13 protein-coding genes and 1 pseudogene are annotated in these 19,975 nt (G+C 59.9%); 10 read left to right on the forward strand and 4 right to left on the reverse strand.

Annotation, left to right across the window (positions count from 1 at the left end; all coding sequences use genetic code 11):
* Positions 1 to 124 precede the first annotated feature (124 nt).
* From CKA38_RS04400 to CKA38_RS04410, 3 genes are all read left to right on the forward strand, one after another.
* Positions 125 to 1,693, forward strand: a complete 1,569-nt coding sequence (locus CKA38_RS04400) for a rhamnogalacturonidase (RefSeq protein ID WP_108826408.1) — start codon at positions 125 to 127, stop codon at positions 1,691 to 1,693.
* A gap of 132 nt (positions 1,694 to 1,825) precedes the next feature.
* On the forward strand, positions 1,826 to 2,914 hold the full coding sequence (locus CKA38_RS04405) for a serine hydrolase domain-containing protein (RefSeq protein ID WP_108824408.1): 1,089 nt from the start codon (positions 1,826 to 1,828) through the stop codon (positions 2,912 to 2,914).
* 111 nt (positions 2,915 to 3,025) lie between these two features.
* Positions 3,026 to 6,034, forward strand: a complete 3,009-nt coding sequence (locus CKA38_RS04410) for a M16 family metallopeptidase (RefSeq protein ID WP_161554721.1) — start codon at positions 3,026 to 3,028, stop codon at positions 6,032 to 6,034.
* A gap of 194 nt (positions 6,035 to 6,228) precedes the next feature.
* On the opposite strand, the gene CKA38_RS04415 is transcribed toward CKA38_RS04410, so the two are convergent.
* Positions 6,229 to 6,693: a helix-turn-helix domain-containing protein gene (locus tag CKA38_RS04415; protein WP_108824410.1), complete on the reverse strand. Its 465-nt coding sequence runs from the start codon at positions 6,691 to 6,693 to the stop codon at positions 6,229 to 6,231.
* Between the two features lie 347 nt (positions 6,694 to 7,040).
* Here CKA38_RS04415 and CKA38_RS04420 point away from each other — a divergent pair, with 347 nt between their 5' ends.
* Positions 7,041 to 7,247: a SlyX family protein gene (locus tag CKA38_RS04420; RefSeq protein WP_108824411.1), complete on the forward strand. Its 207-nt coding sequence runs from the start codon at positions 7,041 to 7,043 to the stop codon at positions 7,245 to 7,247.
* A 415-nt stretch (positions 7,248 to 7,662) separates the two neighbouring features.
* Here the strand turns inward: CKA38_RS04420 and CKA38_RS04425 are convergent, their stop codons facing one another.
* Positions 7,663 to 8,775, reverse strand: a complete 1,113-nt coding sequence (locus tag CKA38_RS04425; RefSeq protein ID WP_108824412.1) for a WD40 repeat domain-containing protein — start codon at positions 8,773 to 8,775, stop codon at positions 7,663 to 7,665.
* Positions 8,776 to 8,943: 168 nt separating this feature from the next.
* Between CKA38_RS04425 and CKA38_RS04430 the strand changes: the two genes are divergently transcribed.
* From CKA38_RS04430 to mutL, 4 genes are all read left to right on the forward strand, one after another.
* Entirely contained in the window at positions 8,944 to 10,308 is a 1,365-nt protein-coding gene (locus CKA38_RS04430) for a COG3014 family protein (RefSeq protein WP_152032670.1), read from the forward strand.
* Between the two features lie 141 nt (positions 10,309 to 10,449).
* Positions 10,450 to 11,898: an argininosuccinate lyase gene (argH, locus tag CKA38_RS04435; protein ID WP_108824414.1), complete on the forward strand. Its 1,449-nt coding sequence runs from the start codon at positions 10,450 to 10,452 to the stop codon at positions 11,896 to 11,898.
* A complete protein-coding gene (locus CKA38_RS04440; protein ID WP_108824415.1) occupies positions 11,895 to 12,299 on the forward strand; it encodes a GxxExxY protein in 405 nt (134 codons plus the stop codon). Before argH ends, CKA38_RS04440 begins: the two co-directional genes overlap by 4 nt.
* Before the next feature lie 5 nt (positions 12,300 to 12,304).
* Positions 12,305 to 14,116 (forward strand): DNA mismatch repair endonuclease MutL, encoded by a 1,812-nt coding sequence (mutL, locus tag CKA38_RS04445; RefSeq protein WP_108824416.1) that lies wholly within the window; start codon positions 12,305 to 12,307, stop codon positions 14,114 to 14,116.
* A gap of 45 nt (positions 14,117 to 14,161) precedes the next feature.
* On the opposite strand, the gene CKA38_RS04450 is transcribed toward mutL, so the two are convergent.
* Entirely contained in the window at positions 14,162 to 16,195 is a 2,034-nt protein-coding gene (locus tag CKA38_RS04450; protein ID WP_161554722.1) for a M48 family metalloprotease, read from the reverse strand.
* A 363-nt stretch (positions 16,196 to 16,558) separates the two neighbouring features.
* On the opposite strand from CKA38_RS04450, the gene CKA38_RS04455 reads away from it, so the two are divergent.
* Together CKA38_RS04455 and CKA38_RS04460 are read left to right on the forward strand one after the other, a co-directional pair.
* Positions 16,559 to 17,011, forward strand: a complete 453-nt coding sequence (locus CKA38_RS04455) for a hypothetical protein (RefSeq protein WP_152032671.1) — start codon at positions 16,559 to 16,561, stop codon at positions 17,009 to 17,011.
* A 16-nt stretch (positions 17,012 to 17,027) separates the two neighbouring features.
* A complete protein-coding gene (locus CKA38_RS04460; RefSeq protein ID WP_152032672.1) occupies positions 17,028 to 17,525 on the forward strand; it encodes a hypothetical protein in 498 nt (165 codons plus the stop codon).
* A gap of 24 nt (positions 17,526 to 17,549) precedes the next feature.
* On the opposite strand, the pseudogene CKA38_RS16865 reads toward CKA38_RS04460, so the two are convergent.
* Positions 17,550 to 19,882 (reverse strand): annotated as a pseudogene (locus tag CKA38_RS16865) (Tex family protein).
* Positions 19,883 to 19,975: the final 93 nt, after the last annotated feature.

A 19,975-nucleotide genomic window follows, 5' to 3' on the forward strand; every position in this document is an offset into this window, starting at 1 on the left:
GTCTGACTGTTCACCCCGCTGCGGTTTTGCCACGTTCGCGCCAATCCAACTATCTCGTCATGCAAGCGCTCCCCCAATGCGACACGCCACCATCATCCTTTTAACAATCCTCGCCATTCTTCCCATGTCCAAAGCCCGCGCCAGCAAATCCGTCCCCGACATTCCGCTTTCGTATTCCGTCCGTGCCCACGGCGCCGCCTGCGACGGCAAAACACTCGACACCGCCGCCATCAACCGCGCCATCGAAGCCGCGTCCGCCGCGGGCGGCGGCACCGTCCACTTCCCCGCCGGTTCGTATCTCTCCGCGACAATCCGCCTGCGCAGCAACATCACACTCCACCTCGACGCCGGCGCAAAAATCATCGCCGCCGACACCGGCTACGACGCCCCCGAGCCCAACAAATGGGGCGACCTCAAATATCAGGACTTCGGCCACTCGCACTGGGCCAACTCGCTCATCCACGGCGACGGCCTCGAAAACATCGCCATCACCGGCCAGGGCCTCATCGACGGGCGCGGGCTCAACCGCGGCTGGGGCGCGACCGAGGGCTCCGGCAACAAAACCATCGCGCTGCGCCTCTGCCGCAACGTCACCCTGCGCGATTTTTCCGTTTACCACGGCGGCCACTTCGCGCTCCTCGCCACCGGCGTTGACAACCTCACCATCGACAACCTCCGCATCGACACCAACCGCGACGCGCTCGACATCGACTGCTGCCGCCACGTCCGCATTTCCAACTGCTCCCTCAACACCCCTAACGACGACGCCATCGTCCTCAAAACCTCCTACGCCCTCGGCGAAGTCCGCCCCACCGAGCACGTCACGATCACGAACTGCTCCGTCACCGGCTACGACCTCGGCACCCTCCTCGACGGCACCTACCAGCGCACCCTCGCCCACTCGCCCGACCGCGACGGCCCGACCGGACGCATCAAATTCGGCACCGAGTCCAACGGCCCCTTCCGCAACATCACCATCTCAAACATCGTCTTCGACCGCTCGCGCGGCATCGCGCTCGAAAGCGTTGACGGCTCCGAAATCGAGGACGTTGCCATCAGCAACATCACCATGCGCGACGTGTCGAACGCCCCGCTCTTCATCCGCCTCGGCAACCGCGCCCGCGGCCCCAAGGGCACGCCCGTCGGCTCGATCAAGCGCGTCACCATCGACAACCTCGTCGCCTCCGACGCCGACGGCCGCTTCCCCGCCTTCATCATTAGCGGCATCCCCGGCCATCACATTGAAAACATCCGCCTCTCCAACATCCGCGTCGAGACGCGCGGCGGCCTGACGATGAAGGAAATCGCCGCGCAACCCGACGCGCTCGTCAACGCCTTCTTCCTGCGCGGCGGCGCGCCCGGCGTGCAAGGCAAGCGCGCGCCCTTCGCGGTGCCCGAGCGCGACAACGCCTATCCCGAGCCGAGCATGTTCGGTCTCCTGCCGGCGACCGCGCTCTACGCGCGCCACGTCAAAAACCTCCAGCTCCACAACGTCGAAGTCGCCACGGCGCAACCCGACGAACGCCCCGCGCTGGTGCTTGAGGACATCGACGGCATCACGCTGCGCAACGTCACGCTTCCCGAGCCCGCCAAGGCAAAGTCCGCCTGGGCGCGTTTGACCGAAGTGAAAAACTTCATCCACAACGACGCCAAACCCAAAACCGTCGTCAAAACAACGGAGTTGAAAAAATAGCGCATCCGTGAAAATCCGGCAGCCGCCGGCACACCTCACCCCAAAGTTATTGTTCCCCATTCAGGCCGGATTTCGTGGATTTGTGTCGCCAGCCGTTTTGCCTGCTGCATCTCTTTGCATTCCCCCCTGACGATGAAAACCCGCACAACCCTTCGATTGCAGATGCTTCTGCTTGGCCTCTGCCTGCTTTCGGCGCTCCAATGCCCGGCACAAACGCAACCCGCGAAACTGGCGCCTGTTTACCCCGGTAAAACATGGTCGAGCGCCGACGCGCCCGAAAAATACGGCTGGTCCCCGGAAAAACTGCAACAAGCCCGCGCCTACTCCGGAACCATCGCCACCGAGGCGGTGATGATTGTGCACAAGGGCGTCATTCTCGACCAATGGGGCGCCACGACCAAACGCCTCAATACTCACTCGATCAGAAAAAGCTTCATCAGCGCGCTCTACGGCATCGCCGTGGAAGCCGGGCAAATAAGCGTGGACGACACACTCGAAAAACTCGACATTGACGACCGAGCCCCTTCGCTCACAGCCGACGAAAAACAAGCCACTGTGGGCGACTTGCTCAAGGCCCGCTCGGGCGTTTATCACCCCGCCGCCTATGAAACAGCGTCCATGAAAAAAAAGCGCCCCGCGCGAGGCGCTCATCCGCGAGGCGCATTCTGGTATTACAACAACTGGGACTTTAACGCGCTCGGAGGCATTTACGAAAAAGTCGCGAAACAAAACGTCTTCGACGCCTTCCGGCAACACATCGCCGCCCCGCTCCAAATGGAGGACTTTCAGGTCCCGGCGGACACCAAGTTTGTCAACGAGCCCGCGTCCGATTTCCCGGCGTATGTCTTCCGCATGTCCGCGCGCGACATGGCGCGTTTTGGCCTGCTTTATTTGCGCAACGGCAAATGGGCGGACAAACAAATCCTGTCCGAAAAATGGGTGCGCGAAAGCGTCGCGGCATATTCCAAAACCGGCGGTTCGGGCGGTTATGGATACCTGTGGTGGGTCGCGGTCGACGGGCGTCATTATCCCGGTGTGAAACTGCCCGACGGCTCCTACTCGGCGCGCGGCGCCGGCGGCCACTGCATTTTGATCCTTCCGGAATACGACCTCGTGATCGTCCACCGGGTGAACACCGACATCCCCAACAAAGTAACCTCGGCCCAACTTGGCAAACTGCTCAAACTCATCCTCGACGCAAAACCAACAGATTTCAAATAACCAAGTGACACAGGCTGCCAGCCCGTGAGCTTGAGAGGAATGGGCGTCTCGCATGTGATGACAAGACGCCGCCGCCCTTCCCGCTTGCCCGCGCGAATGCTTCATGAACGCATGAAACCCCCGCCATTGCGCGCGTATTCGTTCTCTTGGCTTGCCGCGGTTGCGATCATCCTTGGTTCCATGCCCGTCATCTCCGCATCAGACGAGACATCCTCGCGCGCTGTGCCGTCCATATTTTCCTCGACCTCCGTGGCACCGGTGATTTCCGCGCCCACCGTGATCTCCGCAACCTCCGCGCCGCGCACGCGCACCAAGCACACCACGCGCGCCGTGCGACCCGTGCGACCCGTGCGAGTCGCGCCCACCACACCAGCCATTCCCTGGCCTCACGAGATCACCGGCGAAACACCGAGCCCGCGCGTCACCTACGGACATCTCCCAAACGGTTTTCGCTACGCAATCATCCCCACCGGCACCACTTGGAATCACGTCAGTTTTCGCCTGCTCGTCGAGGCTGGCTCGCTCCATGAAAACGACGCCGAACTTGGTTATGCGCACTTCGTCGAGCACATGACGTTCAACAGCACCACAAACTACAAACCCTACGAAACCGCAAAACGACTCCAGCGCCACGGCGCCGCGATCGGCCCCGACACCAACGCATTTACCTCGCACTTTGAAACCCTCTACAAAATCGACCTGTCGGCAAACTCCCGCGAAGCAATCAACCTCACTCTCTCCACTCTTGCCGACATCGCAGGCGGCGCGCTCTTCAAAGCCGAGGATGTCGAGCGCGAGCGCGGAGTCATCCTTGCCGAAAAACTCTCGCGGCAATCCCTCGGGGCCGACGCCTGGGAAATCGTCGCCGACCACCTGTTTGCGGGCACCCTGTTTCCAAAACGAAACCCCATCGGAACCGACGATTCGCTCAAAAATGCCACTCCTGAAAACCTTCGTGCGTTTTACGATGCTTGGTATCGGCCCGAACGCATGACGCTCGTCGTTGCCGGCAATGCTTCCGCCAGCGCAATTGAACGCTCCATCAAGTCGGCATTTTTTTTCATGGCCGCCCGCGCTGCGCCGCACACGCCGCCCGCCCCGGGAAAACATGATCCGCCGAAACCCGGTTCCGTGAGCGTGCGTTTTTTGCCGGAACTCGAAACGGGCATTATCATCTTTCCAACCGCCAGCTGGGGTGAAACCGCTCGGCGCAAAACTCTCAAGGACGACATCGTGCAAGATCTCCTCCAATTTCTTCTCGACGCGGAAATGTCCAAAACCGCGGAACGTAGTGACCACGCCATCACACGTTTTTTCATCGCCGGCTCAACCCGGGCCGGCATTAGCTCGCAAAACGCCATCATGATCACCTTTCCACCGGATCGATGGAGGAAAGCCCTGGCCGATTCCGAGCAAACGCTTCGCCGCGCGATCGAGCACGGCTTCGCGCCGTCGTTGGTGGAGCTGGCAAAAGAGCGTATCTTGCAAACCTATCAAGCCAATGCCTCTAGGTCGTCCATTCTCAGGCGACCCCGCGAAACGGCCGATGCGTTTCTAAAAAATCTTCTCGCCGGTCGCGGTTATTACAACGACGAGGAGCTGCTCGCCCAACGCGAGGAAATATTCGCCGCCCTCACCGCCGGCGATTGCCGCGATGCACTGCGCGCACTCTGGTTCGCAGATCCGGCACACGCCCTCATCTTCGCGCCCGAGTCGTCCGCGATCACAACCGGCGCAGCCCAAGCCGTCCTCGATAAAAGCCGCTCCACCCCCGTCCAACATCCCGAGGACACCGGACGCCCGCGCTTCGCCTACACGGACTTCGGCACGCCCGGCGAAGTCGTCAGCCGCGAGCAACTCGACTACGGCGGCATCTGGCACGTGCGTTTTTCAAACGGCGTCCGTCTCAACATAAAACAAACGCCTGAGTCCAAGGACTCCATCCAAATGGTCATCCGTTTTGGCGGCGCGATTCGCGAAAATCCCCCCGATAAGCCCGGCCTCTACGCTTGGGGCCTCGGCTTGATGGCTGGCGGCCTTAAAAAACAGGAATCTTGGGAGGTCAGGCTCGCAATGCCGGAGATGAGCCAGATTTCCCTGCACAACACCGCGAACCGCTACACCTTCTCCGCGTCCGGACGCTCGTCTGCGACTGGCGCGATTCTGGCATTGTGCGCCGCCTTCATGCAGGATGCCGCCTATCGCCCATCAACCGCCGAAACCGTTCGTGCGACAATTCTGGAGCAATACGAAAAACGCGCGGGCACCGCCAAGATGGTCTTCGAGCAAGCCATAAGCCCCCTCATCCATAACAACCCGCAAGTCGCCTTTCCTCCCAAGGAACAAATCCTCGCCTATACAATGGACGATCTCAAGGAATGGATGTCCACCCAGCTCGACCCCGCGCGCATGGACATCTCAATCGTCGGCGATTGCGACATCGAGGAAGCCATCGCCGCCGCCGCGCGCACCATCGGAGCGCTGCCCGCACTCAAAAATCAAACCCCGCCCCCCGCGTGCGCCCCGGAAAGCCCACCCGTGACACCATGCTCGGAAGAGTTCACGTTTGCCGCAACAAATCGCCCCGCCCAAATCGACCTGTTCTGGTCCGTGCCCGGAAGCGAAGGCGTGGACGAGGACATCAGGCTCATGATTCTTGCAGAAATCCTGAATGACCGCGTGCGAGCCCAAATCCGCGAAACCGAAGGCCGCGCCTACACGCCGTTTACCCGATACCAACGATCCGAGGTGACGCCATTGCACAATCACATTCATTGCACGGTGCAAGTCCCGCCGGGCATTGCCCGCCAAATCGCGAAAGAAATCAAGACCATCGCCGCAACGCTCAGCGAGCAAGGCGTCGATGGGGAAGAACTCGAACGCGCCCGACGGCCTGTTTTCTCCAGGGAGCACGCAAAGACCGGACAGACTGATTACTGGCTGCACGAAGTGCTGGCCGACTCGCAAACGCGTCCCGAAAAAATCCAGCGCGCCCGCCGCATGCCACGTGTGCTGACCGAGGTGACCGCTGAGAACATCAACGCGCTTGCCGGGACTCATTTGAAAAATGACCGCCTTCTCCAGTTTATCATCATGCCTGAATCTGCAAAAATGAATTGATAGTGCCTGAAACAGGCCGAAGGCTTGCCAAAGAGTGGCCGCGCCCGCTCGCATGGCGTCATGGCATTGAAACCTCCCCTTATAAAAAGGGGCGGATTGAAATTAAATCCCACCTTGTTGCGTCTTGTTTTATATAAATAAAAAAAAGCCGCATGTTATCATGCGGCTTTGCAATAAAACGATATATATGGAATCTATTCCGCGGGATTGTTGACGGCGTTTTTCTCCTCAACCTTGAGCTTCCTGATGCTTTCCAGAATGGCAATCACCTCGGGTTGCTCGGCGGCGTAGTAGAGCGTGCGGATTTGGTTCACCGTAAGATGCTCGCGCATGACGAGCTCGCTCAGCAATTGCACTGCCTCCTTTTCAGTCGCCCGGTATTGCGCAATGCGTTCGTGCGCCTCGTGCGAACTCTGCTCCTGCGTGAGGTTGATGCCGCTGATCGATTCAAGCCACAAAAGCGCGATGCTCTTGGTTTCCGGTGAATTGCTGTCATACCCCATTTTCGCCATCAGCTCGGCGATTGTTTTAAACTTAACCGGCCTGCCACTTTCAACATTGATAACCGTGTTTCTGTGACATCCCACCAGCTTGGCAAGCCCATCGTGTGTGAGCCCCTTTGATTCCCTCAGATTACGAAAGAGTTGTGTGTAATTCATTGGATTAATTTACTAGTTGATTATGCTATTTGCTAATTTGTCAATACATCGGCAAACTTTTTTAACATGTTATTACATAAGCTGTTTGTAGCATAAATTAAAATCCGAGTGTATTGAATAATTGCTGTGTTTGAATTTGATGTGTCATACTATCAATGGACATTCCCCCACCCTTGGACTAAAAATATCCATGTTAGATATAAATCTTAGACACCCCCCACTATAACCTGTTTCGTAACAAAGGGCTAATTTGAGGTAAAAAATACCGCAGATGAAACATATCAAATATTTTGTTACCCATTGACATTACGCACAATCTGTTTTGTTTTTCACGCGTAATTTTTTTCATGGATATCGAAACCCGCATCGCCCGACTCGAGGAACATCTCACCTGGTTGCAGCAACACGCAACGGAGCAAGACCGCATAATTAGCACGCAATCGTTCGAGATCGACCTGCTAAAAAAGCAATTTATACTCCTAAAAGAACAATTATCTCACAAAAACAACCAGTCTAATTTTGATGTGCAAAACGAAAAACCTCCGCATTACTAATAAAATTATATTAACACACAATACATGTGTGTTATTAGAGAGATTTGTTAATTCGCTGTTTTGAGGAAAAAGTGGTCGCCCGTGAAACGCGCTGAATTTGAGGGCGTGCCCACCGGACATCATCAAAGTGTGATCGGAAAATGATCATCACGAATGCGGCGAAACACATCGCGCGCGTGAAATTCTATCAATGCCGCTTTTGTTTTGCGCCTTGGACATCGGCTTGAAACCCGATGCTTCGCGCCATGAACCTCCGCGCAAAAGGCCGGCATCATGAGAAGCACACGCAGCAACCCGCCTCGCGCTTTTGTTTCAATCGCTCTTTTTCGCTGGAGCCGCTTCGGTTTAAATTGTCGCGAAGAAATGCCGTTGGGCAGGGCGCGCCCGCCGGGATATCCAACCGAGCAGCGTGCCGTCACGCCTCCACCGACAGCACATACACGGCTCCTTTTTCGGAGCCAATTGCCAGAAACCGGTCGTCCTGAGTCCAAGCCAATTTTGTGGCCGCGGAGGGCATTTTCACCGTGGCGCGCAAGGGCTGGTTGCAATCCAGGCTCCACAACATCACCGAGCCGTCCTCCGATGCCGATGCGAGCAGACCGTGCGTTCGCTGAAACGCCAGCGCGCACACCTTGGCCGGATGGGGCAGCAAGTCGGGCTCGCGCCCCTCGGGGCCGGGCCCGCTGCAATTCCACACACACGCATCGCGCCCGCCACCCGTCGCCAGCCGTTGGCTGTTGCGGTCAAACGCCAGCGTGACGACCTTGCTCTCGTAGCCGCTCATGTGCAATTCAAGCCCCGACTCCGGAATCCACAAATGCACGCTTTGGTCCTGATTGCCGGAAACAAGCCAGCGGTTGTCGGGCGACCAAACCAGCGAGTGAATGCCGTTGTTGTAGGGCAGCTCTTTTTGCAGCACAAAATCGTCCCCGTCCCAAAGCCGCACGCCGCCGAAATGCGCCGCAGCGAGCGCGCCGCCGTCCGGCTCCCAGGCAATCGCCTGCACGGTTTTCGGCGCGGGTTTGCAACGATGCCGCTCCGAGCCGTCGGCGTTGAGAAACACGACGTCCTTCCCCGCCGCCGCGGCCAGAAGCGAGGAAGCCGGAGCGTCGGGAGAATTTGTTTTTCCGGTCTCCGCACCTTCCTGCGCTCCGGTCTCTGATTTCACCGGGCGCCAGGCGATATGGTCGACCCATGCATTGCCCAATTCCGCCGTTGTCACATGCTGGCCGGAATCGGCATCCCATAATTTGACCGTCCCGTCCTGACCTCCACTCGCCAGCATGCGCGAAACCGCGCCGCCCGCCGTCGCCGGCGCCCATGCGATGCAATTCGTGCCACCATCATGGCCCGGCAATTCGTGGAGCATGGTTTCCGAAACATCGGTCGTCGCCGTCACCGCCTTTGGGCGAAAAATCGAGATGCCGCCGCTCGCCGAGGCCGCCGCCAGCAACTCCCCGTCCGGCGACCAAGCCAGATCGATCACATAATCATCCAAAAGCGAAGCCCAGTGTTTCGACAGATTCATTTGAATGCGAAATGTGGATTGCGGAATGCGGAATGTGAAGCAGGGAAATTGCGCCGGAATTCGAGAAGAACGAACGTATCGAATATGCTTACAATTCACCCCGATGGAACTTTTCCTCTTCACACGTTTCGTTTGCGATAGTTCGGATCCCACACAACGCGCATGCGCATGCTTTCAAAAATAATCCCGCAAAAAACCGTCTGCGTCCTCCTTTCGCTCACGCTTATTTTCAGCGGGTGCGCATCCGCGCCGCGCGCCGACCGCGAGATTCCGTTTACCGGCAATTATCTCACCTATCATCAGGCCAACATCAATGTCGCGTCGCCCCGCAACAAAGTCCTCTGGCAATATCGCGCCGCGGGCACTGCGATTCGCCGCGGGGAACACGCGCTTGCGAAAACTTTTCTCGACGACGCCCTCGCCGCCGCCGCCGCGGCATACGGACAACCCAACAGCGATGCCGCGAAGTCCCGCGGGCTTTTCAAAAGCGAGGCCGGCAAGCCCTTTTACGGCGAGCCATACGAGCGCGTCATGGCCAACTTTTACCGCGCGTTGCTTTACTGGGCGGATGGCGAACCCGACAACGCCCGCGCGCTTCTCCGCACGGCCGCGCTCCTTGATTCCGACACCGTTGATAAAACCTACGCCGCGGACTACATCCTGCTCGATTATCTCGACGGTTTCATCACCGCCAAACTCAGCGGCAATCCCGATGCCGGGGCAGGCGCGCTCGCCCGGGCCCGCTCCAGCGCCGCGCTGCAACACGTCCCGGCGCCGCCCGACTACGACCTGAAAACCAACGTCCATCTCTTCGTCGAATACGGACGCGCGCCGATTAAATACGCGGCGGGGCAAGCGGGCGAACGCCTCTGGTTCACCGTCAGAAAAGGCCCGGTCAGGCACGTCCGGCTGCATGTCGCCGGCCAAACCCAGGCGGTTCCCGCATACGACGATCTTGGTTATCAAGCCACCACTCGAGGCCCGCGCGTGATGGATCATGTTCTCGGCAACAAGGTCGCGTTCAAGGAAAACACCGGCATGGTTGCCGATGCCGCGCTTGCCATTCCCTCCCTGCTGGCAACCGCGCTCGTCAACACCGAGTTTGGCATTGGCGACGTGCCCGCGCCGTATAACCCGCCGCCCCCCACTCGCCCTCCCAAGCCCCGCAACTCCCACAAACCAAAACACAAAGATGACCATGATGACGGAAATGGCCTCGGCGCGGTCCTTGCGCCCATCGCAATCGGCATCGGCGCCCTCGTTGCAATCGGCCTCGGCGCCTCGGCGCTTTCAAACGCCACCAAAACGGAAGCCGACACCCGCGCGTGGGAAAACCTACCCCGCCACCTCTGCTACCTTCCGCTGACACTTCCGCCCGGAACGCATCCCGTCACGCTCGACTTTCTCGACGAGGACATGCAGCCCGTCTACCTCCAGAAACAAACCTTCACGATCACTGTTCCGACAACCGTCTCTTCCTTCGCCGCCGGCCCCGCCGACATAATTGTTTTCCGCAGCCAGTTGCACGATTGACGCCTTCTATTCAAAACCGGCGCGGTTCGCCTCCATGCCCGCCTCCGTCTTTTTGAGATTTTGAATATTGGGATTTGAGATTTATTTGGCATTTGGGATTTCGTGATTTGAAAAATTCCCCCACTCTCCCCCTTTTTAATCATGGCCAAATCCACAAAAACCGCCCGCCCGTCCCAACAAGCCACCTGGGGCGGCCGCTTCACGTCCGGCCCCGCCGAGCTCATGCTCGCGTTTAGCGAATCCGTTTCGTTTGACCGTCGCCTCGCGCCATTCGACATCGCCGGCAGCAAGGCCCACTCCGCCATGCTCGCGCACACCGGCATCATCACCGCCGCGGAACGCGACGCCATCCACGCCGGCCTCGACGCCATCCTCGCGGAAATCGAAGCGGGCAAATTCAAGTGGGACGTGAAACTTGAGGACGTGCACATGAACATCGAGCAGGCGCTCACCCGCCGCGTGCCCGCCGCCGCCAAGCTCCACACCGCGCGCAGCCGCAACGACCAGGTCGCCACCGACATGCGCCTCTACCTCAAGCACGCCTGCGCGCAACTCTCCGAAAAAATCGCCGCCGCCCAGCGCGCCATCCTCGACGCCGCCGACGCGCACGCCGACGTGCTCATCCCCGGCTACACGCACCTCCAGCGCGCGCAGCCCGTTTATCTCGCGCACCATCTTTTCGCATGGCTCGAAATGCTTCAGCGCGACCGCGCGCGCCTCGCCGAGACCGCCGCGCGCGCCAACTGGTGCCCGCTCGGCTCCGGCGCCATCGCCGGCACCACGCTCCCGATCGACCGCGAGTTCACCGCAAGGCAACTCGGTTTCGTCGATGCGCGCGGCCGTCCGCAAGTCACGCAAAACAGCATGGACACCGTCGCCGACCGCGATCTGTTCACCGAGTTCGCGCACGCCTGCGCGCTCTTCGGCGTGCACATCTCGCGCATCGCCGAGGACTTGATTCTCTGGTCGAGCGCGGAGTTTAAATTCGTGGAATTGCCCGACGCGTTTTGCACCGGCTCCTCGCTCATGCCGCAGAAAAAAAATCCCGACTCGTGCGAACTTCTCCGCGGCAAATCCGCGCGCCTGCAAGGCAACCTCCACACGCTCCTCACGCTCGCGAAGGGCCTGCCGCTCACCTACAACCGCGATCTTCAGGAGGACAAGCCGCCTCTCTTCGACAGCCACGACCAGGCCGCGATCTGCGCCGACGTGCTCGCGGGCACCTTCACCGGCCTTAAGATGAATCGCGACAAATGCGCCGCCGCCGTCGCCGACCCCGCGCTGCTCGCCACCGACCTCGCGGATTATCTCGTTGAGCGCGGCGTGCCGTTCCGCGAGGCGCACCACGCCGTCGGCGCGGTCGTGCGTGTTGCGGAGACGCTGCGCGTGCCGCTCGACAAGGTGCCGTATGACGAGATCCAGTCGGTCCACCCGGCGTTCGAGCCGGACTGGACGCAAGTCTTCGACCTCAAGCGCGCCATGCAAAAACGCCGCGGCACCGGAATGCCCGGCCCGCAACAAATCAAAAAACAATTCGCGCGCTGGGAAAAGCTAATCGCGGAAACGCGGAAGGGCAAAAACGCGAAATGAATTTGATCGAACAGGAGCTGAGTGACCGCGTGCTAAATGCGGCCATCGAAGTGCATCGAGCACTTGGTCCCGGATTTCTCGAAAAGATATACGAAACCGCCCTGACGCATGAACTCACCAAACGCGGCCACAAGGTGGAGCGCCAAAAGACCGTCACGATTGTCTATGACGGCCAAATCCTCGGCGAGCATCGGCTCGATCTCATCATTGATGGTCGCATCATTCTTGAGCTCAAGGCCTGCAAAGCCATCGAAGACATCCATCTTGCCACGGCCCGCTCCTACCTGAAAGCCACGGGATGCAAACTTGCCCTCGTCCTCAACTTCGCCGAAGCGCGGCTGGCAATAAAACGCGTCGTTCTTGACTCCGCGCCTTCCGTCCTTCCGCGCTTCCGCGATTAAAAAAAATGTCCTCGAAAATCAAAATCCTTCCCGATCGCGTGGCGAACCAGATCGCCGCAGGGGAGGTTATTGAGCGGCCGGCGGCGGTCGTGAAGGAACTCGTGGAGAACGCGCTCGACGCCGGCGCCACGCGGCTCGAGGTCGAGTTTCGCCACGGCGGACGCTCGCTCATGCGCATCGAGGATAACGGCGCGGGCATGTCGCGCGACGACGCGCTGCTCGCACTCGAACGCCACGCCACCAGCAAAATCGCCGCCGCCGCCGACCTCGACTCGCTCGCCAGCTTCGGGTTTCGCGGCGAGGCGCTGCCGTCAATCGCCAGCGTATCCGAATTTTCAATACAAACGCGCGAGGCCTCGTCCGACACCGGCACCGAGGTTTTTATCAACGGCGGCAAGCTCGCGCATGTGCGCGAATGCGGCCGCGCCGTCGGCACGCGCATCGAGGTCAAGCACCTCTTCAACTCCGTGCCCGCGCGGCGCAAGTTTCTGAAAACCGACGCCACCGAGTCCGCGCACATCATCCAGGGCGTGCGGCTCTACGCGCTGGCGTTTCCGCATGTCGCGTTCACGCTCATCGAGGACGGACGCGTTATCTTTCGCTCGCCGCAGTCGGAAACACTCCGCGAACGCGTTGCCAGCATCTTCGGCAAACAAATCGCCGAAAACCTGATCCCCATCGACGCCGCCGAAAACGGCATGCGCATCACCGGACTGATTGACCGGCCCGGCTCCGGCATGGGACGCGCGACGCGGCACGAAATGATCACGTATATCAACCGGCGGCCGGTGGACAGCCGCGCGCTCAACTACGCGCTGATCGAAAGCTACACGGAGCACCTGCCGAAAGGCCGTTATCCGGTGGCGTTCGTTTTTTTCGAGATCGATCCGGCGGCGGTCGATGTGAATGTGCACCCGGCAAAGCGCGAGGTGCGCTTTCGCAACGAAACCGCCGTGCGCGGTTTTGTGATTCGCAACGTGCTTGATGCGTTGCGCAACGCGCAAAGCGGATTGGGCGGATCGAGTGGCACGGGCGACCCGCCCGTGGGCTTGGGAGGCATGGCCGGGACACCCGCGCAGCCTCCGCCGGCGTTTGCGCCGACGCCGCGCATCACGCCGCTGGTTCAAACACATGGGCGGGTCGCCCATGCCACTCAACCCGCCCAACCCACGGGCGGGTCGCCCGTGCCACCCAATCCACCCGAACCGCGGCCAATCGAAAATCGAAAATCGAAAATCGAAAATTTCACCTGGCGTTTTCTCGGGCTCGCGCACCAAGCCTATGCGCTTTTCGAAACGTCCGCCGGGATCGTCGTGCTCGACCGCCGCTCGGCGCACGAACGCATCTGGTTCGAGCGACTGCAAACGCAATTCCGCTCCGGCGAAGTTCCCAGCCAGCGCCTCCTACTTCCCATCCCCATTGAACTCGACGCCATCGCCAGCGCGCTGCTGCTCGACCGCTTGGATTTTTTCAACAAGCACGGTTTTGAAATCACCGAGTTCGGGCGCAATTTTTTCCGCGTGGAGAGCGTGCCCGCATGGATGGAGCCGGCGGACGCCGAGCCGTTTGTGCGCGACCTGCTCGGCGCGTTGCGCGACGGCCGCTTGCAGGAAAAAAACATAGACATCGCGCGCGACGAACTGGCGCGGCTCGCCGTCGTGAAGGCGATCCGCCTGCCCGCCTCGGCAAGCGAGGCCGAGATGCGCGCGATGGTTGGCCAGCTTCTCGCCTGCAAAACCCCGCTCACCAGTCCCTCCGGACGCCCGACTTATTTCGAGCTTTCGCTGGGCGAGCTCGCGCGGCGGTTCGGAAGGTAGCACAGACAAGAATGCCTGTGTTACCTTGTGTCGTCGTTTCCAATTTCACGCCAGTGGCATCGGGCAGCCGAGCGAGTCGGACATCATGCGGAGGAGCTCGACTTCCTCAATGTGCTGCTTTCCGTCGTCCATCACCACGGCGGCAGCGGCGGCAAGCACCGCGCGCCTGGTTTCCAGCGGCGCGGTCGCGAGGCGGTCGAGCGCGGTGTCGAGCGGACGATAAAGTTGCTGGATCATTGCGGCGCCTCCGCTTTCGTCAGTTTGCGGCCTGTGCCATTTGGCAAAAACAGCAAAGCGTCCGAGCTTGGATTTTCCCGCCTCGAATGCCTTCCGGGAAGTCCCTTCGTCCACGCCGCCGCAGTTGGCGAGCATGGACAGCACCATACCGGCATGCGCGCCTATTTCCGAGGGCTGCGCGCAGGCCTTGTTTGTTTTTCGCAGGGGTATCGCGGCAACCGAAACAAGGTGCCGTTGCACCATGCGGAGCAGCGAGTATTCGAACACGGTGATGCGCCCGTCGCATTGGGCGATTTTGTCCGCGGCCTGCCAGAATCGCCCGATATCCTGGCCGGGCATCATGCGCAGCGTGGGCAGCGCGAGTTGCAGGAGCGGCAGGCGGTGCTCGAGCGGAAGTTTCAGCAGCGCCGGTTCGAGGCGCGTGATTATTTTAAGCGGCGCGCCTCCTTGAAAAGTGAATACGTCCCATTGCATGTGCCGCACGGTTTCGTCGCGATCAATCAGGAGCCCGAGCACCAGCGCGGGCACGGTGTCGCGACAATGCGCCGCGTCCAGCAGTTCCGGGTTAATCGAGGCGAGCAATTGGCGCGCCCTGGCGATTGACTCCGGTGTGCCCGCGCAAAGCAGGCGCTGCAGCATCGCGGCGCGATTTTCCGCAGGATCCGTCTTGTTTTCGCCGGTGGATATGTTTGCGGCGGGACCGCCCTCGCCGAACGAGGGCGCTTCGATTTTTTGTTTCAACCGCAAGCCGGTTTTGCGCCGTCCCGCCACGGCGGGGCGCTCGTCGGAATCATCCGTCACGAGGCGTCCGCGCTCCAGGGTGTCGGAAACGATAAACTTCGCGGCTTGCGCGTCGATTGCGCGCACGCGATCCAGCCAGTAGGGATGCGTGGCGAACCAGCGGCCGAGGTGGTTTCGGCATGCGTCCACAAAAAAGAAATGCTGGATCGCGCGCACGTTTTTGCTGGTGACAACCACGCCCCCGGAAAGCCCGATCTTGCGCAGCGCGCCGGTGAGGCCGGACGGGCTTCGAGTGAACTGCACGGCGGCGGCGTCCGAGAGGTATTCGCGCTGCCTCGAAATCGTGGCAATGATCAGGCGGCCCAGGAAATATCCGGTGTATCCAAAAATAGACACGGCTATGCCGACTGGCACGCGAACCATGGCGACGATCACCTTCATGAAATAGAACGGCGATTCCTCGAGCAGATTCCAGTCCTTGAAGATGCCCTCGCCGGCGAGCGCCATGAACAACAGCCCGTGCACGACCGCCATGAGCACGACGTTCATGCGGATGTCGTTGTTGAGGATGTGGCTGAACTCATGACCAATCACGCCCTGCAATTCGTCGCGCGTGAGGTGGTCGAGCGCGCCGCGTGTGACGACGATGGTGGCGTCCTGCGGTTTGAGTCCACAAGCGAAGGCGTTGATGGCCTGTTCGTTTTCGATCAAAAAAATAGCGGGCGCCGGCACGCCCGAGGCGATGGCCATTTCCTCGACGATGTTGACAAGGCGGCGCTCAATGATGTTTGCCGAACCGGGCGAAACCCATCGCGCGCCGAGTGATTTGATCACGAGCAGTCCGTCCTTGCTCAGTTGCCGCCATTTCCACCACGACGCCCCGCCGACGAGCCCGCACGTCATGACGATGAGAAACGCAAGCAGCCCGGGCTGCCAGAATTGAAAGGCGGAACCGGGCTCGTAATAATAAAGCCAGCCCGCGCGAATCCCGGCGAGAATGGCATAGCTCAGGGCCACCAAAAACACAATCGCCGCGGCAAACAGGACGATGAGCTGCCGGGTCTTTTTGCGCGCGCGTGCTTGTGCAGAGAAGAAGTCCATGGGGAATGAGAAATGTAGCACAGACATTCCTGTCTGTGCCGGTATTCGCAACATTCAAACGGCACAGACAAGAATGTCTGTGCCACATTGCGCGTGCGTGTTCGGTTTACTTTTTCTTGTTCAGAACCGCCGTGAACCAGTCGCCGCCTAGGCTTTGGGTGGGCTGCTCGCGTTTTGCCGCCATTGAATAAATCATTATCACCCGGATGATTTTCATCAGGACTGCCGCAAGGGTTGTTTGTGCTTGGTGCCGCAAAATACACGCAACCAGACTGGAATAACAGCGCGGCGCGCATTTTTTTGGAGGGGACGGTGTCGCGCAGACTTGCCCGAGGCGAGGCGGTCATTAACTTGCCGTTTCGAATGCAAGCAGAACCAATCGCAAGCTGGCAAATCTGGGGGACGTTGCGCGCCGCCCGGATGCCGCTCGGCTTGATCCTCATTCCGGATCGGGTCGAAACCCGCGCGCAAATGACCGAATACAGCGATTCGGCGTATGTTTATCGAATGTTCGATTTAGTTTTTGGAATACGAAGCCCCGGTGTGTTTGCGTATTTAACGGAAAAGGAAAAAAAAGCGTTGAATGATTTTTCGGCCGCGTATGCGGCGCTGCCATGGCAGCCTTTGGCCTTGCATCCGCATATTAGCGAACTTGTGGACGGGGATTTCAGTCCGGTCATTCCCGCGGCAAAGCGGCTCGATAGATTGTTGGCGCTTCGCACGGGACGCGGACCTGTATCAGCAACCTACCGGTTGGCGCATGGCTGGCCATTGCGGGTTCCAATACAACCAACGGAAAGGGGCCTCGGCCAATGAATGGCCGATTTCTGACATGCCAATGTATTCGATGAATTCCGGGTTGGCAAAGACACTAGCCATTATTGCGGTGGTTTGTATCATTTCGTTTTCGGCGATTTATATGATCGTGGCCGCGCTGCTTCTTCGCAAACGGCGCGCAAAATTTTCAAGCACACGCGAGCCGCTTTCGGACAGGGCATTTTTATCGCAAGTAGGCGCTCCCGTTGCGCATGAGGTTTATGTCATCGCGGCGCGAAATGCGCTAGCGAATGTTTTCAAGGTGCCCGCGCAGACTTTGCATCCAAGTGACGTTCCGGATGATTTGGCGCGGAATTTTTTATATGACGGATGGGATAACGCCGATATTTCAATGGAGCTGGAAATATGCTCGGGCATGGCAACGGATGAGCATATTCCGCGATTTTTAAGCGGACGTTTCTTTTTATTCAGATGGGATGGGCCGGCCACGATCGGGGAATGGACGCGGCGCGCGGCTGCATATTTGGAAAAACGGGCGGAAAAAACGAAGTGAAAGATATGAGTTCTGTTCGAAGTGTTACCGCTTCTTGTTCAGCGCCGCCGTGAACCAGTCGCCGCCTAGGCTTTGGGTGGAGTCGCGGCGCGGGGCGCTTCCGCCGGATGAACCTCCGTGCGGCGGCCTCGGCGAGGCCGCCCTACCTTGGCCGCCGGTCTTTCCGCCTAGTTGCGGGTTGGAGCGCATGGAGAGGGCGATGCGGTTGCGGGCGAGGTCGATGTCGGTCACCGTGACCATCACGCGCTGGGAAACTTTTACGACTTCCGCCGGGTCTTTCACAAAGTTGTCGGCGAGCTGGCTGACGTGAACGAGGCCGTCCTGGTGCACTCCCACATCGACGAAGGCACCGAAGGCGGTGACGTTGGTCACGATGCCAGGGAGCTTCATGCCGGGTTTCAAATCCTCGGGTTTGTTCACGCCTTCCTGAAAGGCGAAGGCTTCGAATTTTTGGCGCGGATCGCGTCCGGGTTTGGCGAGTTCGGCGAGGATGTCGGTGAGCGTGGGGAGGCCGACTTTGTCGGTCGCGTATTTTTGAAGGTCGATTTTTTTGCGGAGTTTTTCATCGCGCATCAGGTCGGCAACGGTCACGCCGAGGTCGGCGGCCATTTTTTCGACGATGGGATACGACTCGGGGTGGACGGCGGAGGCGTCGAGCGGATTTTCCGCGCCGCGAATGCGGAGGAAGCCCGCCGCTTGTTCGTAGGCCTTGGGGCCGAGGCGCGAGACTTTGAGGAGTTCGGCGCGGGTTTTGAAGGGGCCGTTTTCGTTGCGGTGCGCGACGATGTTGGCGGCGATGCTGGCGTTGAGGCCGGAGACGTAGCTGAGGAGTTGTTTCGAAGCGGTGTTCACCTCGACGCCGACGCCGTTGACGGAGGAGACGACACAGTCGTCGAGCGAGCGTTTGAGGGCGTTTTGATCGACGTCGTGCTGGTATTGTCCGACGCCGATTGACTTGGGGTCGAGTTTCACGAGTTCGGCGAGCGGATCCATGAGGCGGCGGCCGATGGAGACCGCGCCGCGCACGGTGATGTCGTGGTCGGGGAATTCCTCGCGGGCGACTTCGCTGGCGGAGTAGATCGACGCGCCGGATTCGTTGACCATGACGACGGGAATGTTTTTCGGGAGGCCGAGGTCGCGGATGAAGGCCTCGGTTTCGCGTCCGGCGGTGCCGTTGCCGATGGCGATGGCCTCGATTTTGAAGAAGTCCACGAAGCCTTTGATTTTTTCAACGGCCTCGTCATTGCGCGCGGCGCCCTGGTCGGGATAAACGACGTCGTTGTGGAGGAGTTTGCCCTGGCGGTCGAGGATGACGACTTTGCAGCCGGTGCGGAAACCGGGGTCGATGGCGAGGGTGTTTTTCTGGCCGAGGGGCGAGGCGAGGAGGAGTTCGCGGAGGTTTTCGGCGAAGACTTTTATCGCGGTTTCGTCGGCGCGTTTTTTGGATTCGAGGCGCATCTCGGTTTCCATCGCGGGGGCGAGGAGGCGCTTGTAGGCGTCGGCGAGGGCGAGGCGGACTTGAGCGCTGGCGGAGGATGTGGATTTCGGGGGGTGACATGCAGTGGTTCGATTTCGGCGAGGGCGGCGGTTTCGTCGGCGGTGACGCGCATCATGAGAACGAGTTCTTTTTCGCCGCGGCGCATGGCGAGGACGCGGTGGCTGGGGGCCTTGGCGAGGGGTTCGCTCCAGTCGAAGTAGTCCTTGAATTTCGCGCCCTCGGTTTCCTTGCCACCGATGACCTTGGTGGAGATGACGGCGCTGGCGGCGTAGAGGGCGCGGAGTTTGGCCCGGGTGGGGGCGTCGTCGCTGATGCGCTCGGCGATGATATCGCGCGCGCCGGCGAGGGCCTCGGCGACGTCCTTGATTTTTGCGGGCGTGTTCTTGCCGTCGTCGGGCGTGTATTCACGTCCTGAATACGCGGCGGCCTCCGCCTCGGCGTCGGTGGCGGGGTCTTGTGCTTGGAGCAGGTCGGCGAGGGGCTCGAGGCCCTTTTCCTTCGCGATGGTGGCGCGGGTGCGTTTTTTGGGACGGAAGGGCAGGTAGATGTCCTCGAGGGCGTTGAGGGTTTCGGCGGCTGCGATTTTTTTGGCAAGCTCGTCGGTGAGGAGGTTGCGTTCCTTGAGCGAGGCGGTGATGGAGGCGCGACGTTCGTCGAGCGCGGCGAGTTGTTCGAGGCGGTCGCGGATGGCGGTGATCTGGACCTCGTCGAGTTCGCCGGTAGCCTCCTTGCGGTAGCGGGCGATGAAGGGGACCGTCGCGCCCTCGGAGAAGAGCTGCGCCGTGGTGGCGATTTGGTGGACTTTTAGATTGAGCTCCTGCGCGATGCGCAGGACGTGTTCGGCATTGGGCGTGGACATCAGGAAAAGTGTGAAGAGTGAATGGTGAAGAGTGAAAAAATCAAAAAAAGAGGGGTGCCATAGCAACGGGTGAGAAGCGGCGCGCAAGGGGAA

It is taken from the genome of Ereboglobus luteus (genome assembly GCF_003096195.1).
Classification (GTDB): Bacteria; Verrucomicrobiota; Verrucomicrobiia; order Opitutales; family Opitutaceae; genus Ereboglobus; species Ereboglobus luteus.

Coding starts and splice junctions, on each gene's coding strand:
- CKA38_RS04420 (WP_108824411.1), top strand. CDS start 7,041: ATGGATATCGAAACCCGCATCGCCCGACTCGAGGAACATCTCACCTGG.
- CKA38_RS04405 (WP_108824408.1), top strand. CDS start 1,826: ATGAAAACCCGCACAACCCTTCGATTGCAGATGCTTCTGCTTGGCCTC.
- CKA38_RS04410 (WP_161554721.1), top strand. CDS start 3,026: ATGAAACCCCCGCCATTGCGCGCGTATTCGTTCTCTTGGCTTGCCGCG.
- CKA38_RS04400 (WP_108826408.1), top strand. CDS start 125: ATGTCCAAAGCCCGCGCCAGCAAATCCGTCCCCGACATTCCGCTTTCG.
- CKA38_RS04425 (WP_108824412.1), bottom strand. CDS start 8,775: ATGAATCTGTCGAAACACTGGGCTTCGCTTTTGGATGATTATGTGATC.
- CKA38_RS04430 (WP_152032670.1), top strand. CDS start 8,944: ATGCTTTCAAAAATAATCCCGCAAAAAACCGTCTGCGTCCTCCTTTCG.
- CKA38_RS04415 (WP_108824410.1), bottom strand. CDS start 6,693: ATGAATTACACACAACTCTTTCGTAATCTGAGGGAATCAAAGGGGCTC.
- mutL (WP_108824416.1), top strand. CDS start 12,305: ATGTCCTCGAAAATCAAAATCCTTCCCGATCGCGTGGCGAACCAGATC.
- CKA38_RS04450 (WP_161554722.1), bottom strand. CDS start 16,195: ATGGACTTCTTCTCTGCACAAGCACGCGCGCGCAAAAAGACCCGGCAG.
- CKA38_RS04440 (WP_108824415.1), top strand. CDS start 11,895: ATGAATTTGATCGAACAGGAGCTGAGTGACCGCGTGCTAAATGCGGCC.
- CKA38_RS04460 (WP_152032672.1), top strand. CDS start 17,028: ATGCCAATGTATTCGATGAATTCCGGGTTGGCAAAGACACTAGCCATT.
- CKA38_RS04455 (WP_152032671.1), top strand. CDS start 16,559: ATGCAAGCAGAACCAATCGCAAGCTGGCAAATCTGGGGGACGTTGCGC.
- argH (WP_108824414.1), top strand. CDS start 10,450: ATGGCCAAATCCACAAAAACCGCCCGCCCGTCCCAACAAGCCACCTGG.